Origin of the sequence: Streptacidiphilus sp. MAP12-33 (genome assembly GCF_041261265.1) — a bacterium.
Lineage (GTDB): Bacteria > Actinomycetota > Actinomycetes > Streptomycetales > Streptomycetaceae > Streptacidiphilus.
This window is the reverse complement of the sequence record NZ_JBGCCA010000002.1, coordinates 232,223-252,194: the sequence shown is the minus strand read 5'-3', so window position 1 is coordinate 252,194 and position 19,972 is coordinate 232,223. Positions and strand designations below refer to the sequence as shown.

Below are 19,972 nucleotides of genomic sequence, written 5' to 3'. Positions count from 1 at the left end.
ACAGGGCCATCCGTACAGGGTGGTTGCTCGCGCCCGACGGCTATCGCCGTCGCGCGGCGGCAGCGCCCAGGCCCAGGGCCACCGTCACTGCCAGGACCGCCACGGCCACCGCGTCGGCCGCCAGGCCGAGCCTCACGCCGCTCAGCACGTCCGCCCGGGTGGAGGCCACCGCGGCCAGCAGCGGGATGCCGACGGTGATGCCGACCTGCTGCGTGGTGGTGGTGAGCCCCGTCGCCTGGCCCTGCTCGTCGTCGGGCAGACCCGACGTCGCGGTGACGTTGTAGGCGACCATCGCCGCCATGTGGCCGATGCCGGCCAGGGAGATGACGACCAGGAAGACCCACGTCCCGCCGGTGCCCGCGCCGACGGCCAGCAGGCCGAAGGTCAAAGCCGCCTGGAGCAGCAGCCCGCCCGCGAGGACCTTCGCGGAGCCGACGCGGGCGACCCAGCGGGGCGCGAGCGTGCCGGTGACCGCGCAGGAGACGCCGAGGGCGCCGAAGACCAGACCGGTCAGCACGGGGGAGAGGTGGTTGACCTGCTGGAGGTAGAGCGTGCCCAGGAAGACCGCCGCCGTCATCGTGGCGATGGTGGTCAGGCCGCCGAGGTTGCCGAAGGCGACCGTGGGGCGGCGCAGGATCCGCAGCGAGACGAGCGGTTCGGCGGTGCGCGCCTCGATGACGAAGAACGTGGTGAGCAGGACCGCCGCTGCCGCCAGGGTCCCCAGCACCGAGGTGTCGCCGAAGCCGCGCTGCGCGGCCGTGGAGAGGGCGTAGATCAGCGACAGCAGACCGCCGGTGACGGTGATCGCACCGGGGACGTCCATCCGGGGACGCACCGTGTTGCGGGACTCCGGCAGCAGCCGCGGCGCGGCGACCAGCACGGCGGCGCCCATGACCACGTTGAGGCCCATGGTGGAACGCCAGGTGAGCAGTTGGGTGAGCACACCGCCCAGCACCATCCCGCAGGTGAAGCCGACGGCCATCAGGCTGCCCATGATGCCGAGCGCCCGGTCGCGCTGCGGGCCCTCGCGGAAGGTGGTGGTCAGCAACGCCATGCCGGCGGGCACGATCGCCGCCGCGCCGAGCCCTTGCAGCGCCCGCCCGGCGAGGAAGCTCGCGGGGGACCAGGCCAGCGTGGCCAGCACCGACGCGGCGGTGAACAGCGTCAGCCCGCCGAGGAACACCCGCCTGCGGCCCACCGCGTCGGCGACCCTGCCGAACAGCAGCAGGAACCCGCCGGAGGGGAGCGCGAACGCGGTCATGCCCCACTGCAGGTTCGCCTGCGACAGGTGCAGCGACTGACCGAGCGACGGCAGCGCGATGTTGAGGATGGAGAAGTCGAGGGCCACCGCGAACTGGGCGGCACAGAGCACGAAGAGGACCAGCCTGGCCCGTAGTGTCAGGCCTCCCTCGGCGTGGAGGCTGCTGGTGGTGGTCGTGGAGCGGGGATCCGCCGTGGTGTCGATCGCCATGACCATCATGGTTCTGCGGATCGACAGGCGGTGGAGAGAGACCGCTTGTCCTGTTGGTACCACCACCAGGCAGGCCCGGACGGCGTGGTAGACAGGGCCTCATGTTCGAGATCCTGAAGGACCGGGCGGGGCTGACGGCCGACGCGTCGATGGCCGACGTCGTCGCGGCTGTGCACCGGATGCCCTACGGGCGACCGGCGATCCGCAGCGTGGAGGGGGCGCTCGCCGAGTGGCGGGGGACCTGCTCCACCAAACACGCCCTGCTGGCGGCCGTGTTCGCCGAGCGCTGGCCCGAGAGCGAACCGCGGTTGGTCCACCGCGTCTACCGCTGCACGCCGGAGCTCGCCGAGCGGAGCTTCGGCGCCGAGGCCGCCGCCGCCGTTCCGGCTGACGGCCTGTGGGACGTCCACCGCTACCTGACGGTGGACGTCCAGGGCCGTCGCGTCGTCGTCGACGTCACCTTCCCCTCGGGGCCGTCCTGGGACGGGACCGCGACCATGCCGCTCGCCTGCGGGCCCGGCACCGACCACGTGGTCGACGCGGACGGCGACGCGGACGCGGACAAGCGGGCGCTGGAGCGGGAGTGGTGCGACCCGGCGGTCCGCGAGCCGTTCATCGCGGCCCTCTTCGAGGGCTGAGGGAGGCTACTGGCCCATGACGTACCTGACCGTCGGGCCGGTGGTCCAGCCGCCGTCGACGGCGAGTCCCGCGCCGGTGACGTAGGAGGCGGCGTCGGAGAGCAGGAAGACCGTCGCGGAGGCGATCTCGTGGGGCTCGCCGACGCGGCCCATCGGGGTGTTGGGGTAGTTGCCCTCGCCCTGCCGGATGCCGACGGAGGCGGTCATCGGGGTGTAGGTCATGCCCGGGTGCACCGAGTTGACCCGGATGCGCTCGGCGCCGAGCTCCACCGCGCCGATCTTGGTGAGGCCGCGGACGCCCCACTTCGACGCGCCGTAGCCTGCCGTGAGGGCCAGGCCCATCAGGCCCGCCGCCGAGGAGATGTTGACGATCGAGCCGCCGCCGACCGCGCGCAGGGCGGGGATCACGGTCTTCATGCCGATGAAGACGCCGGTGAGGTTGACGTCCAGGACGCGGCGGAAGTGCTCGACGGACTCGTCCGCGAGGAAGCTGCCGGTGGAGATGCCCGCGTTGTTGACCAGGCCGTGCACGCCGCCGAAGGTCTCCTGGGCGAAGGCGACGACCTCGGCCCAGTCCTGCTCGGAGGTGACGTCGTGGTGGCGGTAGCGGGCCCGCTCGCCCAGCTCTGCGGCGGTCGTGGCGCCGTCCTGGTCGAGGACATCGGTGAGGACGACGTTCGCCCCGGCGGCGACGGCCTGGCGGGCCGTCTCGGCGCCGAGACCTCGGGCGCCGCCGGTGACGATGACGGTCCGGCCGGTGAGATCGGCGGTGGTCATGGTGTCCGGCCAGGAATTCCCGGGGGGCCCGACTGCGCTTGGATAGTCTGGGAGCACACCATCAGGCAGGGGAGACTGTGGACGTTCGTACGAATACCGCCGATGTCCGACGCCGAGCCGACCTGCGCGAGTTCCTGATGAGCCGGCGCGCCCGCGTCACCCCGGGCGAGGCCGGGCTGCCCGACGGCGGTGCCCGGCGGCGGACGCCAGGGCTGCGGCGCGAGGAGGTGGCCGTCCTCGCCGGAGTGGGCGTCAGCTGGTACCAGTGGCTGGAGCAGGGCCGGGACATCACCGTCTCCGGCCAGGTGCTGGACTCCGTCTCCCGCGTGCTCAGGCTGGACGAGCCGGAGCGGCGCCACCTCTACGTGCTGGCGGGCCTCAATCCGCCGCTCGCCGCGATCCCGCGGGAACAGGCGGCGGTGAGCGACTCCATCCGGCGACTCATCGACGCCTGGACGCCGCTGCCGGCCAACGTCATCGACCGCTACTGGAACAACATCGCCTTCAACGACGCGGCCGGCGCGGTGTTCGACTTCAACGACGACTGCGGCAACTGCCTCTTCAACTTCTTCACCAGCCACATCTACCGCAGCCGGCACGTCGGTTGGTCCGAGGACGCGGCCCTGGTCGCGGCCGAGTACCGCGCCTCCGCCGCGGAGTTCCCCGGCGACGAGGGCTTCGCCGCGATCGTCGACGAGCTGGGCGGCCGCAGCGAGCTCTTCGCCGAGCTGTGGGCGCGCGGTGACGTCCGTCCACCCGGCACGCGGCAGAAGATCGTGGACCACCCGCTGGTCGGCGACCTGCATCTGGAGAGCACGCAGCTGCGCATCCCCGAGCGGCCCGACCTGACCGTCGTCCTGCACAACGCCGTCCCGGGCACCGACACGATGCGGAAGCTGGAGTGGCTCGCCTCCCCGGAGAGCCGCCGGGCGACGATGCGGCCCGTCGCGGGCTGAGCGGCTGATCCGTGCGCGGTGGGTTGCGCAGCGGCTGATCCGTGCAGGGGCACGGGGTACGGCGCAGGCAGGTTGAGCATGGGCGCGTTCCGTCCCACCCCTCCCGAGCCCCAGGAGACGCCGATGACCCCCACCCTTGCCGAGTCCGCCGCCCTGATCCAGCCGGAGTTGGCCGCGTTGCGGCGGGCGATCCATGAGGAGCCGGAGATCGGCCTGGATCTGCCGTCGACGCAGGCGAAGGTGCTGGCGGCGTTGGAGGGGTTGGGTCTTGAGGTCTCGGTGGGCGAGAAGCTGAGCAGCGTGACGGCGGTGCTGCGTGGTGGGCGCCCGGGTCCTGCGGTGCTGCTGCGCGGCGACATGGACGCGTTGCCGGTGCAGGAGACGAGTGGGCTGCCGTTCGCGTCGAGGGTGCCCGGGGCGATGCACGCGTGTGGGCACGATCTGCATGTGGCGGGGTTGGTGGGTGCGGCGCGGCTGCTGGCCGAGCGGCGTGAGGAGCTGGCCGGGTCGGTGGTCTTCATGTTCCAGCCCGGTGAGGAGGGCGGCGGCGGTGCCCAGCTGATGGTCGACGAGGGTGTGCTCGACGCGGCCGGTGACCGTGTCGTCGCGGCCTACGCCCTCCACGTCGCCGCCGCGCTGCTCCCGGCCGGGTGGGTCGCCTCCCGGCCGGGCCCGGTCATGGCCGCCTCCGACACCCTGGCGGTCACCTTCCGCGGCCGCGGCGGCCACGGCTCCATGCCGCACACCGCACTCGACCCGATCCCCGCCGCCTGCGAGGCGGTGCTGGGCCTCCAGACCATGGTGACGCGGCGCTTCGACGCGTTCGACCCGGTCGTGCTGACCGTCGGCACGTTCCACGCGGGCAGCGCGGACAACGTCATCCCGGAGACCGCGTCCTTCGGCGCGACGATCCGCTCGTTCTCGGTCGAGGCCCGCGCGAAGGTCGCCGAGGAGGCGCTGCGCGTCGTGCGCGGCATCGGCGAGGCGCACGGCCTCGCGGTCGAGGCCGAGGTCGTCGGCGGCTACCCGGTCACCGTCAACGACCCGCGCGAGTCCGCGTTCGCGGCGGGCGTCGTCGCCGAGGTCCTGGGTGAGGGCCGCTACGTCGAGATGCCCCACGCCGTCGCCGGCTCGGAGGACTTCGGCGTCCTGGACAAGCTCGTCCCCTCGGCCTACGTGATGCTCGGCGCCACCCCGTCCGACCGCGACCCCTTCACCGCCCCGTACAACCACGCCCCGGAGGCCGCCTTCGACGACTCCGTCCTGGCGGACGGCGCGGCGCTCCTCGCGGGGCTGGCGCTGGGGCGTTTGGCACGTGGGTAGGTTCCGCTCCCGCGCGCGGTTGCACTGTCCAGGGGCGCGGGGAACTGCGCGACAAACCACCCACGTGCGGATGGTCCTCCAGCAACAGGGCCATCCGCACAGGGTGGTTCCTCACGCAGTTCGCCGCGCCCCTGGACAGTGCAACTTAGAGCTCGTGCCAGGGGTCCAGCGCGACGTAGTCGCGGGCGCGGCCCTCGGGGTCCAGGAGATGCCCGACCAGCTTCACCGTGCGCAGGACCACCTGGCGTGCCGTCACCCGTGCGGCGGGGACGCGGGTGCCCAGGTGGGCCTCGATCCGGCGGGCGTCCGCGGCCTGGTGGGTCATCACGTTGAGGGCGATGTTGGCGCGCGCGCCCGCGACCACCCCGCACATGCGGACCGGGGGCAGCTCCACCAGCCAGCGCGTCGCCGCCTCCAACTCCTGTGCGGGGACGTCGACCCAGAGCCAGGTGCCGACCACGTGGCCGTTCAGGCGCGGGGAGGCGTCGCAGCGCAGGACGAGACGGCCGCTGCGGCGCAGCTCCTCGACCCGGCGGCGGACCGTCGTCGCCGGGAGGCCGGTGCGGGCCGACAGCTCCGCGAAGGGCATGCGGCCGTCCGCGCCGAGCGCCTGCATCAGGGTGCGGTCGTCCAGGGCGCGGCGCAGCGCGCCGCCGCGGCCGGGGTGGGGATCCCCGGCAGGAGTCGGGCCTGTGCCGATCGCCTCGCGCTGGGAGGGGTCCAGCGCGCCCTCGCGCCACCGGCTGCCCTCGCGCAGGGTGCGCTCGACGAACGCCGTGCGGGTGCGCAGCACGCCGGGAACGGCGCCGACGCGGTCCAGGACGTAGGCGGTGACCTGGGCCGGCTCCAGCGCCGCGACGGTGATCATCAGATCCGCCTCGCCGGTCACGATCTCGACCGTCGGTGTCTGCGGGTCCGCCGCCAGCGTTGCCGCGACCGAGGCGACGGCGTCCGCCCGGCAGTCCAGGGCGACCAGCGCGGTCAGGCCCACGCCCATCCGCTCGGCCGAGGGGTAGCAGGTGACCCAGGCGTCCCCGTCCGCGGTCAGCCGCGCCCAGCGGCGCGAGAGCGTCGCCGGGTCGACGCCCAGCGGCTCGGCCAGCTTGGACCAGGGCGCGCGCGGATCGACGCGCAGGGCGTCGACGAGGGCGAGGTCCAGTTCGTCGATCAACGGCGGCCGCCCTCCTTCGTCCTCACGTGTTGGCCGATTCATGCGCGCGGGTGGTCCGTGCTTGCCGATCCGTGCGGCGGCGGCTCCTCGCGGCCCAGGTTAGCGATCCTTTCGCCCACTCGCTCGGCCGCGTTCAGCTCCTCGTCCGGCTCTGCCGGCATCAGCGCGGCCCCCCACTCCCGGACGGATGTGCTGCCCATGCCCCGCCCCCTGTCCCGCGCCGGCGCGCTGGTCGGACTGCTGGTCCTCGTGGAGTTCTTCAGCGGCACGATCCAGGGCGCGTTCCCGATCCTGCTGCCGGACCTGGCCAAGGCGCTTCACTTCGACGCGGGTGCCCAGGCCCTGGTGCTGGGGGTCAACTTCCTGGTCTCGGGCGTGACCGTGCCGGTGGCCTCGCGCCTGGGCGACCTCTTCGGGCACCGTCGCCTGCTGCTGGCCACGCTCGCGCTGACCTGCCTCGGCTATGTGCTCTCCGCCTGCGCCACCGCCCTGCCGCTGCTGCTCGTCGGGCAGGCCCTCGCCGGGCTGCTCAGCTGCTGGCTCCCGCTCGAGTTCGCGCTGCTGCGCGACCGCCTGGGCGAGGAGCGCGGCGGGCGGGCCGTCGGGCTGCTGGTGGGATCGCTGACGCTGGGCACCATCGCGGGTGCCGTCGCCCGCCCGGGGCTGTGGTTCCTCGCCGCGCTGCCGGCGCTCTCGCTCGCGGTGGTGTGGGCGTTCGTGCCGGAATCCGCCACCCGCGCGGTCGGCCGCCTCGACTGGGCCGGCACCGCCCTGCTCAGCTGCGGCCTCGGACTGCTCTTCGGCGGGTTCAGCAGCGTCGGCCGCTCCACCGGCGCGCTGCTGACCGCCGCCCTGCTGCTGGGCGCGGCGGTGATGCTGGCGCTCTTCGTGCGTCAGGAGCTGCGCTGCCCGACGCCGACCGTGGACGTGCGGATGCTCGCCCGCCGCTCGACCGCGCCGGTCTTCGGCCTCAGCCTGCTGCTCGGCTTCGCGCTGTACGGGGCCCAGTCGCCGAACCTCTCCTTCCAGGCCGCCAAGCCCGCGGAGGTCGGCTACGGCCTCGGCGCGGACTCGCAGCTGCTCGGCCTGCTCAGCCTCCCGGCCGTGCTCGGCGCGATGCTCGGCGCCCTGCTCGCCGACCGGCTGGCCCGCCGCTTCGGCGCGCGCGCCCTGCTGGCCTGCGGCTTCGCGATGAGCGGCGTGGGCTACGCGGTGATCGCGGCCGACCACGGCAGCGCGGTGGCGTTCGTGCCGCCGGGCGCGCTCGCCGGGTTCGGCGCCGGTCTCGGCCTCAGCCTGCTGCCCGGCCTGCTGATGCGCCGTCTGCCGGCCGACCAGACGGGCGTCGGCACGGGTGTCTACAACACCCTCAAGACCCTGGCCGGGGCGGCGGCGGGAGCGGTCGGCGCGGCCGTCCTGGACGCGGTGCTGCTGCGCCCCGGCGTCCCCGCCGAGAGCGCCTACGTCGCGATCTGGACCGGGTGCGCGCTGCTGTGCGCGCTCGGCGTTCCGGTCGCGCTGTCCCTGCGCACGACCCCTGACACCGAGGCCGCCCGGGGGCTAGCCTCTCAGCAGCCGGTGTGATCATCGCTTACGCGCCTTACGGGAGGCCTGTTTCATGGTTGCTGCATCCTCCGACCTGTCCTCGCTCCGCGAGTCCGCCGCCCTGATCCAGCCGGAGTTGGCCGCGTTGCGGCGGGCGATCCACGAGGAGCCGGAGATCGGCCTGGATCTGCCGTCGACGCAGGCGAAGGTGCTGGCGGCCCTGGAAGGGCTGGGTCTTGAGGTCTCGGTGGGCGAGAAGCTGAGCAGTGTGACGGCGGTGCTGCGCGGTGGGCGTCCGGGTCCTGCGGTGCTGCTGCGCGGCGACATGGACGCGTTGCCGGTGCAGGAGACGAGTGGGCTGCCGTTCGCGTCGAGGGTGCCCGGGGTGATGCACGCGTGCGGGCACGATCTGCACGTGGCGGGGTTGGTGGGTGCGGCGCGGCTGCTGGCCGAGCGGCGCGAGGAACTGGCCGGGTCGGTCGTCTTCATGTTCCAGCCCGGCGAGGAGGGCTGCGGCGGCGCCAAGATCATGATCGACGAGGGCCTGCTGGAGGCCGCCGGTGAGGACGTCGTCGCCGCCTACGGCATCCACGTCACCAGCGGCCTGCTGCCCGGCGGCGTCGTCTCCGGCCGCCCCGGCGCGGCGATGGCCGCGGCGGACACGCTCCACGTCACCTTCCGCGGTCGCGGCGGCCACGGCTCGGCGCCGCACGCCGCGCTCGACCCGATCCCCGCGCTGTGCGAGGCGGTGACGGCGCTCCAGACCATGGTGACCCGCCGGTTCGACGCGTTCGACCCGGTGGTCGTCACCGTCGGCCACATCCACGGCGGCACGATCAACAACGTCATCCCGGACGACGCCTCCTTCGAGGCCACCATCCGGACCTTCTCCGAGGAGGCGCGCACCCGGGCCGAGGAGGAGACGCTGCGCGTCGTGCGGGGCGTCGCGGCGGCCCACGGCCTGGACGCGGACGCCCGCTACGAGCGCCTGTACCCGGTGACCCGCAACGACGAGACGGAGGCGGAGTTCGCAGCCGCGACGGCCCGCGCGCTGCTGGGCGCCGACCGGTTCCGGCCGATGCCGCAGCCGCTCGCCGGTGCGGAGGACTTCTCCTACGTCTGCGAGGCCGTCCCCTCGGCCTACTTCTTCCTCGGCGCGTGCGCGCCGGACCGCGACCCGTCGACGGCGCCGTACAACCACAGCCCGGAGGCCTTCTTCGACGACGCCGTCCTCGCCGACGGCGCGGCGCTGCTGGCCGCACTGGCCCTCGGCCGGCTGGCCCGGGCCGAGTAGTCCGCGCCCGGGGCCCGGCCCGCAGGCCGGGCCCCGGGCGGACCCCTACCGTCGCATCACTGACTCGCCTCAGGCGCAGCCACTCTGACATGGCATCAGTCCGGTCGGTCACCGCCGGACGGGCGGAGGGGCGACCGCTGGGAGGAGGCGGTCTCCGGCCGGCGTCAGCCGGCGGGAGCGGCCTCCGGCTCCGGGCCGGACTGCGGGCCGGCTTCGGGGGCGTGGGCGCCCACCGGGACGTCGGGGGAGCGGAACCAGGAGCCCTGCACCGCCCACTGGATCACCATGAGCACCAAGCCGACCGCCAACGCGGACAGACCGATCACCGAGACGCCGCCGACCTTGCCGACGACCGGCAGGGTCATCGAGGTGTGGCCGTAGTTCGGGTCGGCGTAGACGTCGAAGGCGGCGTAGCAGAAGAAGTAGAGCAGCATCAGGCCGCCGAGCAGCGGCAGGATGCCCTTGAACCACAGGTCGCGGGCGCTGCGCCGGAGCACCTTGCGGAAGTACCAGAAGCAGGCGAAGCCGGTCAGGCCGTAGTAGAAGGCGATGCCGAGGCCGACCGAGGAGATCGAGTCCAGCAGGACGTTGCTGCTGATCTTGGTGAGCAGGACGTAGAAGCCGATGGAGACCAGGCCCATCGCCCAGGTCGACCAGGTGGGGGTGAGGAAGCGCCGGTGCACGCGGGCGAAGTGCGAGGGAATGGCCTTGTGGACGGCCATGGAGAAGGCGGTGCGGGCCGTCGGCAGGATCGTCGTCTGGGTGGACGCGGCCGCCGAGGTGAGCACGGTCAGCACGAAGAGCTTGGCCAGCAGCCAGCCGAGGCCCTTGGTGCCGAAGACGGCGGTGCCCAGGACTGAGAGCACGTCACCGGAGTTGTCCGCGTTGGCCAGGCCGGTGCCGCTGCTGCCGACGCCGGCGAAGGCCTGGGCGGAGGTGGAGACCAGGGCGTAGATCACCAGCAGCAGGCCGGTGGAGATGACGGCGGCGCGGCCGGGGGTGCGGGTCTTGTCGGCGGTCTCCTCGTTGACGGAGACGGCGGTGTCCCAGCCCCAGTAGATGAAGATCGCGGACAGGATCCCGGCGGTGAACGCGGACGCGGAGGTCACGTCGAAGGGGTCGAACCAGGAGAGGGAGAGGTGGATCGAGCCCTTGGTGCCGCTGTAGGCGCGCACCAGCGCGGTGACCGAGAAGAGCGCCAGCATGGCCACCTCGACGCAGAGCAGCACCCGCTGCAGCGCGGCGGAGACCTCGATGCCGATGTAGCAGATCAGCGTCATCAGCAGGATCCAGACGACGCCCGCGACGGTGGTCCACAGCGTGCTGTTGGCCAGGCCGTCGAAGCCGAACAGCTGGAAGGTGTAACCACCGGCGATCTGGGCCAGGTTGGCCATCACGATGATGTCGGCGACGATGATGCCCCAGCCGCCCATCCACCCCGTCCGCGGTCCGAAGGCGCGGGCGGCCCAGGTGAAGGTGGTACCGCAGTCCGGGTCGACCGCGTTCATCTCCTTGTAGGCGTAGGCGATCAGCAGCATCGGTATGAACGCCAGGATGGTGATGATCGGCGCCTGGAGCCCGACACCGGCCACGATCAGGCCGAGCGTCGCCGCGAGGCTGTAGGCGGGGGCCGCCGACGCGAGGCCGATCGCGACGGAGGAGAAGAGCCCGAGGGCGCCGTCCCGCAGGCCCTTGCCGTCGGGTCTGGTCTGGGTCTGGGGTGTGCTCATGGTGGATCCTCTGCCTTCTTTGTGGGCGGGACCGACAACACGCGAGGGGATTGGTTATAGAAGCGCCAAGAGAGGGCTGTCAACGCTCTCGTTCAAGCAACTTCTGCCGACCGTCCTTGCTGATCCCGCCCACCGGCCTCAGAGCTCCGCGAGCACCGCACGCAGCTGTGCCAGCGGCTCGGGGCCGCAGACCCGGACGACCACGGTCCGCGCGCCCGCGGCACCCAGCGCGCGGAGCGCCGCCGCGGCGTCCCGCGCGGTGCCGCCCGCGGCGAACGTCTGCGTGACGTCCCTGCCGAGCCACTGCGCGTGACCGGCGACGGCCTCGCGCAGGGCCGGTGCGGCCGCCTCGCCCACCCCCAGGAAGGTGAAGACTGTCAGCGTGTGATCGCCTCCCGCGCCGCCCCGCTCCGCGGCCTCCCGCGCCGCGCGCAGGTCCGCCGGGCCGTGGCCCTCGGCCACGAGCGTGCCCTGGGCGGCACGACCCGCGAGCTCCAGGGACTTGGGCGACACCACGCCCGCGATCACCGCCGGCACCGCACCCGGCTCGGGCGGGTGGACCAACTCCACACCGTCGATGTGCAGTTCACGTCCCTCGACGGTGACCTTCTCGCCGCGCAGCAGGCCACGGACCGCCGTCAGGGTCTCCTCCAGCAGCGCCAGCGGCGACCGCGGCGCGACACCGACCTGCCGCATCCACTCCCGCACGCCGTGACCGACTCCGGCCACCAGGCGTCCGGGGAAGACCCGCGCGAGCGTGGCGATCTCCATCGCCAGCAGCGCCGGACTGCGCAGCGGCGCGGGTGCGATGCCGAGGCCCACCCTCAGCCGCTGTGTCGCGCCCAGCGCGACCGCCGCCGCGGAGATCCCACCGTTCCACCCGAGGTCCTCGACGACCCACAGGTCGTCCACACCGAGCGCCTCCACCTCCCGCGCGAACGCGGGCAGCCCGGCAGGGTCCCAGGAGCGGTCGAACATCACGCCGATACGAAGATCCGTCATGGGCGGACAAGCTAGCGCCCCACCGGTCCCCCGTGAACCGAACACTGACCCGCCGTGGCGCCGCGGGCGGCCCGACGCGGGATGCGCCGCCGGCCACAGCGTGAACACGTCTGATCATGACCGGGCCGCAGACCTTATCCTCGTGCCATGAGCGAGCAGTCCGTCGAGCTTGACGCCGAAGACAAGAAGATCATCACCCTCGCCCGGTCGGCCCGCGCCCGCAACGGCGCCGCCGAGGGCGCCGCGGTGCGCGACGAGACCGGCCGGACCTACGTCGCCGCCACCGTCTCCCTCCCGTCCCTGCACCTCAGCGCGTTGCAGACGGCGGTCGCCATGGCCGTGGCCAGTGGCGCGAAGAGCCTGGAGGCGGCGGCCGTCGTCAGCGACGCCAACCACCTCGCCGAAGCCGACCTCGCCGCCGCCCGCGACCTCGGCGGCCCCGGCACCCCCGTCTACCTGGCCGGCACGGACGCGGTCGTCCGCGACACCGTCGTCTGAGGCCTCTTGCCAACGCTCCCGGCCCGGCTAGGGTCGGGGCGTCGGCCGTCGAGCGGTGGTGGGGGGAGCGGACAATGATGCGGGGCATCGCGTTCATCTGCGGCGTGCTGTTCGTGCTCATGGGCATGGGCCACTGGCAGCAGGACCAGAACCCGTGGTGGCTCACGGCCTCGATCATCGTCGCGCTGTTCACCGTGGTCGGGGGGCTGGGGTCGCTCTTCAAACGCGGGAAGTGAGCCTGCGCTCGCTCGTTCGGGTGAGTGATCAGGCAATGCCTCTGGGTACGCTGCGTGACCGGGACCTGAAGCCGCGCAAGTACGCGGGCGCGGGAACGAGAAGGGCGAGCTCGCGGTCCACGTCTTCGAACGCGAGGAGGCGACCGGCACCTACGCGCCGCAAGGCATCTAGCGGGGCCGGCTCACCCTTGAGCTGCCCTTCGCGATCGACATCGACCTCGCCGACCCCCAGCGCCGGATCTGACACGTCCACTCCCCGGGTAAGGGAGAATGGCGGCATGAGTTCTACCCAGCAGCACCGATCGGGTTTCGCCTGCTTCGTCGGGCGCCCCAACGCCGGCAAGTCCACGCTCACCAACGCGCTCGTCGGCACCAAGGTTGCGATCACCTCCGACCGCCCGCAGACCACGCGGCACACGGTGCGCGGCATCGTGCACCGCCCCGAGGCCCAGCTGATCCTGGTGGACACCCCCGGGCTCCACAAGCCGCGCACGCTCCTCGGCGAGCGCCTCAACGACGTCGTCCGGGCCACCTGGGCCGAGGTCGACGTCATCGGCTTCTGCCTCCCCGCCGACCAGAAGATCGGCCCCGGCGACAAGTTCATCGCCAAGGAGATCGCCGCGATCAAGCGGCGCCCCAAGGTCGCCATCGTCACCAAGACGGACCTGGTCGACTCCAAGCGCCTGGCCGAGCAGCTGATCGACGTCGCCAAGATGGGCGCGGAGCTCGGCATCGAGTGGGCGGAGATCATCCCCGTCTCGGCCAAGGACGGCCACCAGGTCGACCTGCTGGTCGACCTGCTGATCCCGCTGCTGCCGGAGGGTCCGACTCTCTACCCCGAGGGCGACCTCACCGACGAGCCCGAGCAGATCATGATTGCGGAGCTGATCCGCGAGGCCGCGCTGGAGGGCGTCCGCGACGAGCTGCCGCACTCCCTGGCGGTCGTGGTCGAGGAGATGATCCCCCGCGAGGGGCGCCCGGCCGACCGCCCGCTGCTGGACATCCACGCGAACGTCTACATCGAGCGGCAGAGCCAGAAGGCCATCGTCATCGGTTCGCGCGGCGCCCGCCTCAAGGCGGTGGGCACCGCCGCCCGCCAGCAGATCGAAGCGCTGCTCGGCACGCCGGTCTTCCTCGACCTGCACGTCAAGGTCGCCAAGGACTGGCAGCGCGACCCGAAGCAGCTGCGCAAGCTCGGCTTCTAGGGGTCGGTTGCAGCACGTCAAGGGCGCGGGGCTCTACCGATGTGCGGCTCCGCCCCCAGCCCCCAGCCTCCAGCCTTCGGCCGGGAGGCGCCCCGGAGGTGCCCCCTGCGGGGGTGCGACCATCCCCCGGCCTTCGGTCGGGGGGACCCCCTTCCACGGCCTTGAGATCCCGTGTGGGCAGGGCTGTCCGCCTTGGGTGGGTTGCTCGCGCACGCAGTTCATCGTCATCGGGCGGAGCCCCGCGCCCCTGGATCGTGCGACTAACTGCTGTCGCGGACAGTGATCGTCGCGTGGCCGACGCGGTGCCGCTCCGGCGGCGTCTCCGGCTCGCGGATGAGGCGGTCGATCAGATCGGCGAGCGCCAGCCCCTCGGGGAACGCGACGTGGACCGTCGTGAGGCGCGGCCGCATGACGCGGGCCAGCATCAGGTCGTCCGCGCCGACCAGCGCCGCCTCCGCGGGCACGGGGATGCCCGCGTCCTGGAACGCGGCCAGGACCAGCGCCGCGTACTCGTCGTTGTAGCAGAACAGCGCCGTCAGCCCGAGTGAGCGCCAGCGCGCGGCCAGCGCGGCCGCCGACTCCTCGGTGTAGTCGAGGTCCACTGCCTCCACGCGGGTGTCGGGGACCGACACCGCCGCCGCGCGGACGCCCTCCAGGCGGGGGCCGCTGAAGACGCGGAGCGTCGGATCGGTGGGCAGGGCCACGCCGATCGCCCGGTGGCCGCGCTCGACGAGATGCGCGCCCGCGGCCGCGCCGACCTCGCCCTGGTCCAGGACCAGGGCGTGCGCGCCGTCGACCGGACCGGAGCCGAGCGTCAGCACCGCCCGGGTGCCCGAGCGCCGCAGGATGTCGACGCCCTCGGGCGTCAGCTCGTCGGCGATGCCGCTGAGGACGGCCGTTGGGCGCAGCTCCGCCCAGGCGCGGGCGATGTCGCGGCCGGAGAGGTCGGGGCGGCTGCCGTAGAGGACGGCGGTGTAGCCGTGGCTGCGCAGCCCGATCCGCAGCTCGTTGAAGAACTCGTTGAACAGCGGCCCGAAGGTGATCTCGGGTGCGGCCAGCAGTACCAGGCCGCTGTGGCCGGCCCGCAGGGAGCGCGCGGCGGCATGGGGGATGTAGCCCAGCTCGTCCGCCGCGGCACGTACGCGCAGGCGTGTCTTCTCGCTGACCCGGCCTCCGGCCGTGTCGTTGAGCACGTAGGAGACGGTGGCTCGGGAGACGCCCGCGACGCGGGCGACGTCGGCGCTTGTGGGCGCGGCAAATGACGGTTCGCTCATGGCGGTCCACATCTTTCCACGCTTTCCTCCCCCGGGGGCTGGTGGAAGGGAGAAACCAATGCTAGACATGTGCTTACACGAGTCAGGTGACACGTGTAAGCAAGCATCACCCCAGCACCACGAGCACGACAGCGCAGGAGCGGCGCGGGGTTGCCAGACCCCACCGCCGTCGCGGACCCCCTCACCCGTGACGGCGACTCCCCACCCGAGCTCCAGTTGAGAAAGTTGGAGGGCAACGTGGCCCTTTCCGAGTCGACCCCCACCGCGGACCCGGCCGAGCAGTCCGCTGCCGCCGGCGCCGCCGGCCCGAGACCCGCCAGAGGCCTGCTGCCGCTGCTCTTCGCGGGCAACTCGGCCATGTACGCGCTCTATGTCGGCGTCGGCGGCATCCTGCTGCCGCTGCAGATCGAGAAGATCGCCCCCCACGACAAGGTCGCCATGCTCGGCCTGGTCGCGGGCGTGAGCGCGGTCTTCGCCACCCTCTTCAATCCCGTCGCGGGCGCGCTCTCGGACCGGTCGGGCCGCCGCAACCCGTGGATCCTCGGCGGCGGCCTGCTCGCGATCCCCGCGATGCTGCTGCTCGGCGCGGTGAACTCGGTCCTGCTGGTCGCCATCGCCTGGTGCCTCGGGCAGGCCGTGATGAACGTCTACCAGGCCGCGATCACCTCGGTGATCCCCGACCGGGTGCCGGTCGCCCGCCGGGGCACCGCCTCCGCCGCCGTCGGGCTGGGCGTGCCGATCGGCTCCATCCTGGGCGTGCTGGTCACCAACGCGTTCTCCGCCCACTTCGCCACCGGCTACCTCGTCCTCGGTCTGGTCGTCGCCGCCGTGGCCGTGGTGTTCACCTCCCTCACCAAGGAGACGCGCCGCCCGCCCAAGGCGCCCGCCACCTTCGGCGAGCAGGTCCGTGCCTTCGCCGACAGCCTGCGGGCCCACGACTTCCGCTGGGCGTTCATCGGCCGCGCGCTGCTGGTGCTGGGCTACTTCGGCGTCAGCGGCTACCAGCTCTACGTCCTCCAGGACCACATCAGTCTTCCGAGCGGCATGAGCGCGACCGCGGCGGCGGCGATCCTGACGCCCGTCTCCAGCATCGCCATGGTGGTCTCCATCGCGATCTGCGGGCCGCTCTCGGACAAGGTGGACCGGCGCAAGCTCTTCGTCGGTATCTCGGCCACCGCCTCCGGCCTGGCGGTGCTGATCCCGATCAGCAGCCCGACCTTCGCCGGGATGCTCGTCTTCTCCGTCGTCAACGGCCTGGCCTTCGGCTGCTTCTTCGCCGTCGACAACGCGCTGGTCACCCTCGTCCTGCCGAAGGCCGAGGACGCCGCCCGCGACATGGGCGTGCTGAACGTCGCCAACGCCGGCCCGCAGATCGTCGCGCCGTTCATCGCCTCGCTGCTCGTCGGCCTCGGCGGCTACAACCTCCTCTTCGCCTCCGGCGGCGTCCTCGCCGTCCTCGGCGCCCTGGCCATCCGACCCATCCGCTCCGTCCGCTGAGACCCGTCCGGCACGGACCTCCGAAAGGCAGTCGCACCACATGAAGCTCAACACCCGCGAGTACGGCTCCGGCGACCGCGTCGCCCTGCTCGTCCACGGCATGCTGTCCGACCACCGCACCTGGCGCCTGGTCGCCCCGGCGCTGGCCGAGCGCGGCTACCGCGTCATCGCCGTCGACCTGCGCGGCCACGGCGCGTCCGGGCGCGGCGAGTACACCCCTGAGCTGTTCGCCCAGGACCTGGTCGACACCCTGCCGACCGGCGCCGAGCTGGCCGTCGGGCACTCGCTGGGCGGGCTGACCCTCTCCCTCGCCGTGGACCGGCTGAAGCCGGTGCGTGCGGTCTTCTCCGACCCGGGCTGGAAGATCCCGGCGCCGGGCGACGACTTCGACCCGTCGATGTTCCTGCGGTTCGCCCAGGGCGCCACGCAGGAGTCCGTCGCCGCGATGAACCCGCGCTGGGCGCCGGAGGACGTGGAGATCGAGCTGCGCACGCTCGCCCTGTGGGACCCGGCCACCCTCGGCATGACGGGCGGGCTGGGCGGCCGGGATCTGATGCCCGCCGCTCCGGTGGTCCCCTCGCTGGTCCAGGTCGCGGACCCGAGCTTCCTGCTCTCCCCACAGGACCAGGAGACGCTGCGCGAACGGGGCTTCGAGGTCCGCGTGGTCAAGGGCGCCGGGCACACCATCCACCGCGACGACTTCGAGGGGTTCATGTCCTCGCTCGACGGCTGGATCTGACGGACAGTTTGAAGCAGGCGGCAACAGCGGGGGAGTGAGAAAGGATGCAGGAAGCAATGACACTCGAGCAGCAGCGTGAGACCGCCGTCGAGGCGGCGCTCGGCAAGTTGGACCTGACCGCCAAGGTGGCCCTGCTCGCGGGCGCCGACATGTGGTCGCTCCCGGCCAACGAGGACATCGGCCTGGGCCGGCTGGTGATGTCCGACGGCCCGGCCGGCGTGCGCGGGGAGAACTGGACACCGGACGACCCCTCCGTCTCGGTGCCCTCCCCGACCGCGCTCGCCGCCACCTGGAGCCTGGAACTGACCTACCGGACCGGCCAGTTGCTGGCGCAGGAGGCACGCCGCAAGGGCGCGCACGTGGTGCTGGCGCCGACGGTCAACCTGCACCGCAGCCCGCGCGGCGGCCGGCACTTCGAGGCGTACTCGGAGGACCCGCTGCTCACCGGGGAGCTGGGCGCGGCCTTCGTCTCCGGCGTGCAGTCCGGCGGCGTGGGCACCACCCCGAAGCACTTCGTGGCCAACGACTCCGAGACCGACCGCTTCACCGTCGACGTCCACCTCGACGAGCGGACGCTGCGCGAGCTCTACCTCGCGCCGTTCGAGGCGATCGTGCGCAAGGCCTCCCCGTGGGGTCTGATGTCGGCCTACAACAAGGTCAACGGCACCTTCATGACCGAGCACCAGCGCCTCAACAACGAGGTCCTGCGCGGCGAGTGGGGCTTCGACGGGATGCTGGTCTCGGACTGGACCGGCGCCCGGGACACCGTCCGCGACGCACTGGCCGGTCTCGACGTCGCGATGCCGGGCCCGGTCACCGTCTACGGCGAGCACCTGGTCCGTGCCGTGCGCGAGGGCCTCGTCCCGGAGGAGACCGTCGACGAGCTGGCCCGCCGCGTGCTGCGGCTGGCCGCCCGCGTCGGCATCCTGGACGGCGCCCCGGCGGCGGTCCCGGCCACCGAGCTGCCCGCGCCGATCGACGGCGAGGCGCTGGCCCGCGAGGTCGCCGCGGCCGGCATGGTGCTGCTGAGCAACGACGGCGTGCTGCCGCTCGCCCTGGCGGACGGCTCCGTGGGCTCGGTCGCGCTGATCGGTCAGGCCGCGCAGGAGGCGCGGATCGGCGGCGGCGGGTCGGCGCAGGTCTTCCCGACCCGCGTGGTGAGCCCGTTGGACGGCCTGCGGACCGCACTGCCGCAGGGCACCGCGCTCGCCTACGCCGTCGGCGCCGACCCGAACGAGCACCTGCGTCCGCTGGCCGTTGCCACGAAGGCCCGCTTCCTCGGCCGTGACGGCGCCGAGCTGGGCGCCGTCACCCTGCCCGACGGCGCCGCGCGCTGGATCGGCCGGCTCCCCGCCGGTCTCTCCTTCGCCGGTCTGGCCGCCGTCGAGGTCACCGGCACGCTCCGCCCGGAACGCGCCGGGACGCACCGGGTCGGCATCCGGGGCGTCGGCCGCTTCGTGCTGACGGCGGGCGACGCGGTGCTCTTCGACGACGTGGTGCTGCCCGCGGGCGAGGACCCGGCGGCCGCGTTCCTCAACCCGCCGGAGCAGGTCTTCGAGCTGGAGCTCGACGGCACGGCACCGGTCGAGCTGAAGCTGCGGCACGTCCTGCCGGAGCACACCGGCTTCGCCGGGTTCGGCCTGGTCTCCTTCCTCCTCGGCCACGGCGAGCCCGTCGGCACCGACGACGAACTGCTGGAGGAGGCGGTGGCCGTGGCGGCCGCGGCCGACGTGGCCGTGGTCGTGGTCGCCACGACGGAGGAGGTCGAGAGCGAGGGCGTCGACCGCGGCTCGCTGGCCCTGCCGGGCCGCCAGGACGAGCTCGTCGCCCGCGTCGCGGCGGTCAACCCGCGCACCGTGGTCGTCGTCAACGCCGGCGCGCCGGTGCTGATGCCGTGGCGCGACGACGTCGCGGCGGTGCTGCTGGGCTGGTTCCCCGGCCAGGAGGCGGGCGCGGCGCTGGCCGACGTCCTCACCGGCGCCCGCGAGCCGGGCGGCCGCCTGCCCACCACCTGGCCCGCGACCGAGGCGGACGTCCCCGTCTGGGACGTCGAGCCGGTGGACGGCGCGCTGGCGTACGGCGAGGGCCTCTTCGTCGGCTACCGCGCCTGGCAGCGGCGGGGCGGGGCCGCCCCGGCGTACTGGTTCGGCCACGGGCTCGGGTACACGCAGTGGTCCTACGAGGGGCTCGACGTGCGGGTCCTGCCGGCGCCCGCGGGCGACGACCCGTACGCGACGGTCGCCGAGGCGGTGGTCCGGCTGCGCAACACCGGTGCTCGGGCCGGACGCGAGGTCGTCCAGCTCTACTTGTCGCCGGACGGCTCGGACGCGACCCGTCCGGGCGCCGCGCTCGGCGGCTTCGCATCGGTCACGGCGGAGCCGGGGGAGCGGGCGGAGGCCCGCATCCCGCTGCCGCGGCGGGCGTTCCAGACCTGGGGCGACTCCGGCTGGACCGACCGTGCGGGCAGCTACCGCATCCAGGCCGGCCGCACCGTGGCCGACCTGCCCCTCGACGTCACCGCGGAGGTGCCTCTCCACGGCTGACGCACCACACCGTCCCCGCGTTCCCGGTCCGTGCCTGGCCCGGGAGCGCGGGGCGGGCGTGCCCGTGGCGTCC

At 73.2% G+C, this 19,972-nt stretch carries 17 protein-coding genes; 11 read left to right on the top strand and 6 right to left on the bottom strand.

Annotated features, from left to right (window positions below):
* Nucleotides 1-40: 40 nt before the first annotated feature.
* Nucleotides 41-1,471, bottom strand: a complete 1,431-nt coding sequence (locus ABH931_RS03940) for an MFS transporter (RefSeq protein ID WP_370109881.1) — start codon at nucleotides 1,469-1,471, stop codon at nucleotides 41-43.
* Between the two features lie 101 nt (nucleotides 1,472-1,572).
* On the opposite strand from ABH931_RS03940, the gene ABH931_RS03935 reads away from it, so the two are divergent.
* The gene (locus tag ABH931_RS03935; protein ID WP_370109879.1) at nucleotides 1,573-2,109 is read left to right on the top strand and encodes a hypothetical protein; all 537 of its coding nucleotides are present in this window, start codon (nucleotides 1,573-1,575) and stop codon (nucleotides 2,107-2,109) included.
* Nucleotides 2,110-2,115: 6 nt separating this feature from the next.
* Here ABH931_RS03935 and ABH931_RS03930 read toward each other — a convergent pair whose 3' ends face one another.
* Nucleotides 2,116-2,886, bottom strand: a complete 771-nt coding sequence (locus ABH931_RS03930; RefSeq protein WP_370109877.1) for a glucose 1-dehydrogenase — start codon at nucleotides 2,884-2,886, stop codon at nucleotides 2,116-2,118.
* Between the two features lie 137 nt (nucleotides 2,887-3,023).
* Between ABH931_RS03930 and ABH931_RS03925 the strand changes: the two genes are divergently transcribed.
* Nucleotides 3,024-3,842 (top strand): helix-turn-helix transcriptional regulator, encoded by an 819-nt coding sequence (locus ABH931_RS03925; protein ID WP_370110057.1) that lies wholly within the window; start codon nucleotides 3,024-3,026, stop codon nucleotides 3,840-3,842.
* 123 nt (nucleotides 3,843-3,965) lie between these two features.
* A complete protein-coding gene (locus ABH931_RS03920) occupies nucleotides 3,966-5,165 on the top strand; it encodes a M20 family metallopeptidase (protein ID WP_370109875.1) in 1,200 nt (399 codons plus the stop codon).
* A 145-nt stretch (nucleotides 5,166-5,310) separates the two neighbouring features.
* Here ABH931_RS03920 and ABH931_RS03915 read toward each other — a convergent pair whose 3' ends face one another.
* Complete coding sequence (locus ABH931_RS03915) at nucleotides 5,311-6,336, bottom strand: AsnC family transcriptional regulator (RefSeq protein WP_370109873.1); 1,026 nt, start codon at nucleotides 6,334-6,336, stop codon at nucleotides 5,311-5,313.
* A 198-nt stretch (nucleotides 6,337-6,534) separates the two neighbouring features.
* On the opposite strand from ABH931_RS03915, the gene ABH931_RS03910 reads away from it, so the two are divergent.
* Both ABH931_RS03910 and ABH931_RS03905 read left to right on the top strand, forming a co-directional pair.
* Nucleotides 6,535-7,920 carry an MFS transporter gene (locus ABH931_RS03910; protein WP_370109872.1) on the top strand — a complete coding sequence of 462 codons (1,386 nt, stop codon included), beginning with the start codon at nucleotides 6,535-6,537 and terminating at the stop codon, nucleotides 7,918-7,920.
* A 34-nt stretch (nucleotides 7,921-7,954) separates the two neighbouring features.
* On the top strand, nucleotides 7,955-9,175 hold the full coding sequence (locus ABH931_RS03905) for a M20 family metallopeptidase (RefSeq protein ID WP_370109871.1): 1,221 nt from the start codon (nucleotides 7,955-7,957) through the stop codon (nucleotides 9,173-9,175).
* Nucleotides 9,176-9,339: 164 nt separating this feature from the next.
* On the opposite strand, the gene ABH931_RS03900 is transcribed toward ABH931_RS03905, so the two are convergent.
* On the bottom strand, nucleotides 9,340-10,905 hold the full coding sequence (locus ABH931_RS03900) for an APC family permease (RefSeq protein ID WP_370109869.1): 1,566 nt from the start codon (nucleotides 10,903-10,905) through the stop codon (nucleotides 9,340-9,342).
* A gap of 138 nt (nucleotides 10,906-11,043) precedes the next feature.
* Entirely contained in the window at nucleotides 11,044-11,907 is an 864-nt protein-coding gene (locus ABH931_RS03895; RefSeq protein WP_370109867.1) for an LLM class flavin-dependent oxidoreductase, read from the bottom strand.
* A gap of 147 nt (nucleotides 11,908-12,054) precedes the next feature.
* Here ABH931_RS03895 and ABH931_RS03890 point away from each other — a divergent pair, with 147 nt between their 5' ends.
* The 3 genes from ABH931_RS03890 (at nucleotide 12,055) to era (ending at nucleotide 13,846) form a co-directional block, all read left to right on the top strand.
* Nucleotides 12,055-12,405: a cytidine deaminase gene (locus ABH931_RS03890; protein ID WP_370109865.1), complete on the top strand. Its 351-nt coding sequence runs from the start codon at nucleotides 12,055-12,057 to the stop codon at nucleotides 12,403-12,405.
* Nucleotides 12,406-12,479: 74 nt separating this feature from the next.
* Nucleotides 12,480-12,641: a hypothetical protein gene (locus ABH931_RS03885; protein ID WP_370109863.1), complete on the top strand. Its 162-nt coding sequence runs from the start codon at nucleotides 12,480-12,482 to the stop codon at nucleotides 12,639-12,641.
* 278 nt (nucleotides 12,642-12,919) lie between these two features.
* Nucleotides 12,920-13,846 (top strand): GTPase Era, encoded by a 927-nt coding sequence (gene era / locus ABH931_RS03880; RefSeq protein WP_370109861.1) that lies wholly within the window; start codon nucleotides 12,920-12,922, stop codon nucleotides 13,844-13,846.
* A gap of 260 nt (nucleotides 13,847-14,106) precedes the next feature.
* Here era and ABH931_RS03875 read toward each other — a convergent pair whose 3' ends face one another.
* The gene (locus ABH931_RS03875) at nucleotides 14,107-15,120 is read right to left on the bottom strand and encodes a LacI family DNA-binding transcriptional regulator (RefSeq protein WP_370109859.1); all 1,014 of its coding nucleotides are present in this window, start codon (nucleotides 15,118-15,120) and stop codon (nucleotides 14,107-14,109) included.
* A 150-nt stretch (nucleotides 15,121-15,270) separates the two neighbouring features.
* Between ABH931_RS03875 and ABH931_RS03870 the strand changes: the two genes are divergently transcribed.
* The 3 genes from ABH931_RS03870 to ABH931_RS03860 are packed head-to-tail and all read left to right on the top strand — an operon-like array spanning nucleotide 15,271 to nucleotide 19,899.
* Nucleotides 15,271-16,617, top strand: a complete 1,347-nt coding sequence (locus ABH931_RS03870) for an MFS transporter (protein WP_370109857.1) — start codon at nucleotides 15,271-15,273, stop codon at nucleotides 16,615-16,617.
* A gap of 40 nt (nucleotides 16,618-16,657) precedes the next feature.
* Complete coding sequence (locus tag ABH931_RS03865; RefSeq protein WP_370109854.1) at nucleotides 16,658-17,356, top strand: alpha/beta fold hydrolase; 699 nt, start codon at nucleotides 16,658-16,660, stop codon at nucleotides 17,354-17,356.
* A gap of 56 nt (nucleotides 17,357-17,412) precedes the next feature.
* Nucleotides 17,413-19,899 (top strand): beta-glucosidase, encoded by a 2,487-nt coding sequence (locus tag ABH931_RS03860; protein WP_370109852.1) that lies wholly within the window; start codon nucleotides 17,413-17,415, stop codon nucleotides 19,897-19,899.
* Nucleotides 19,900-19,972: the final 73 nt, after the last annotated feature.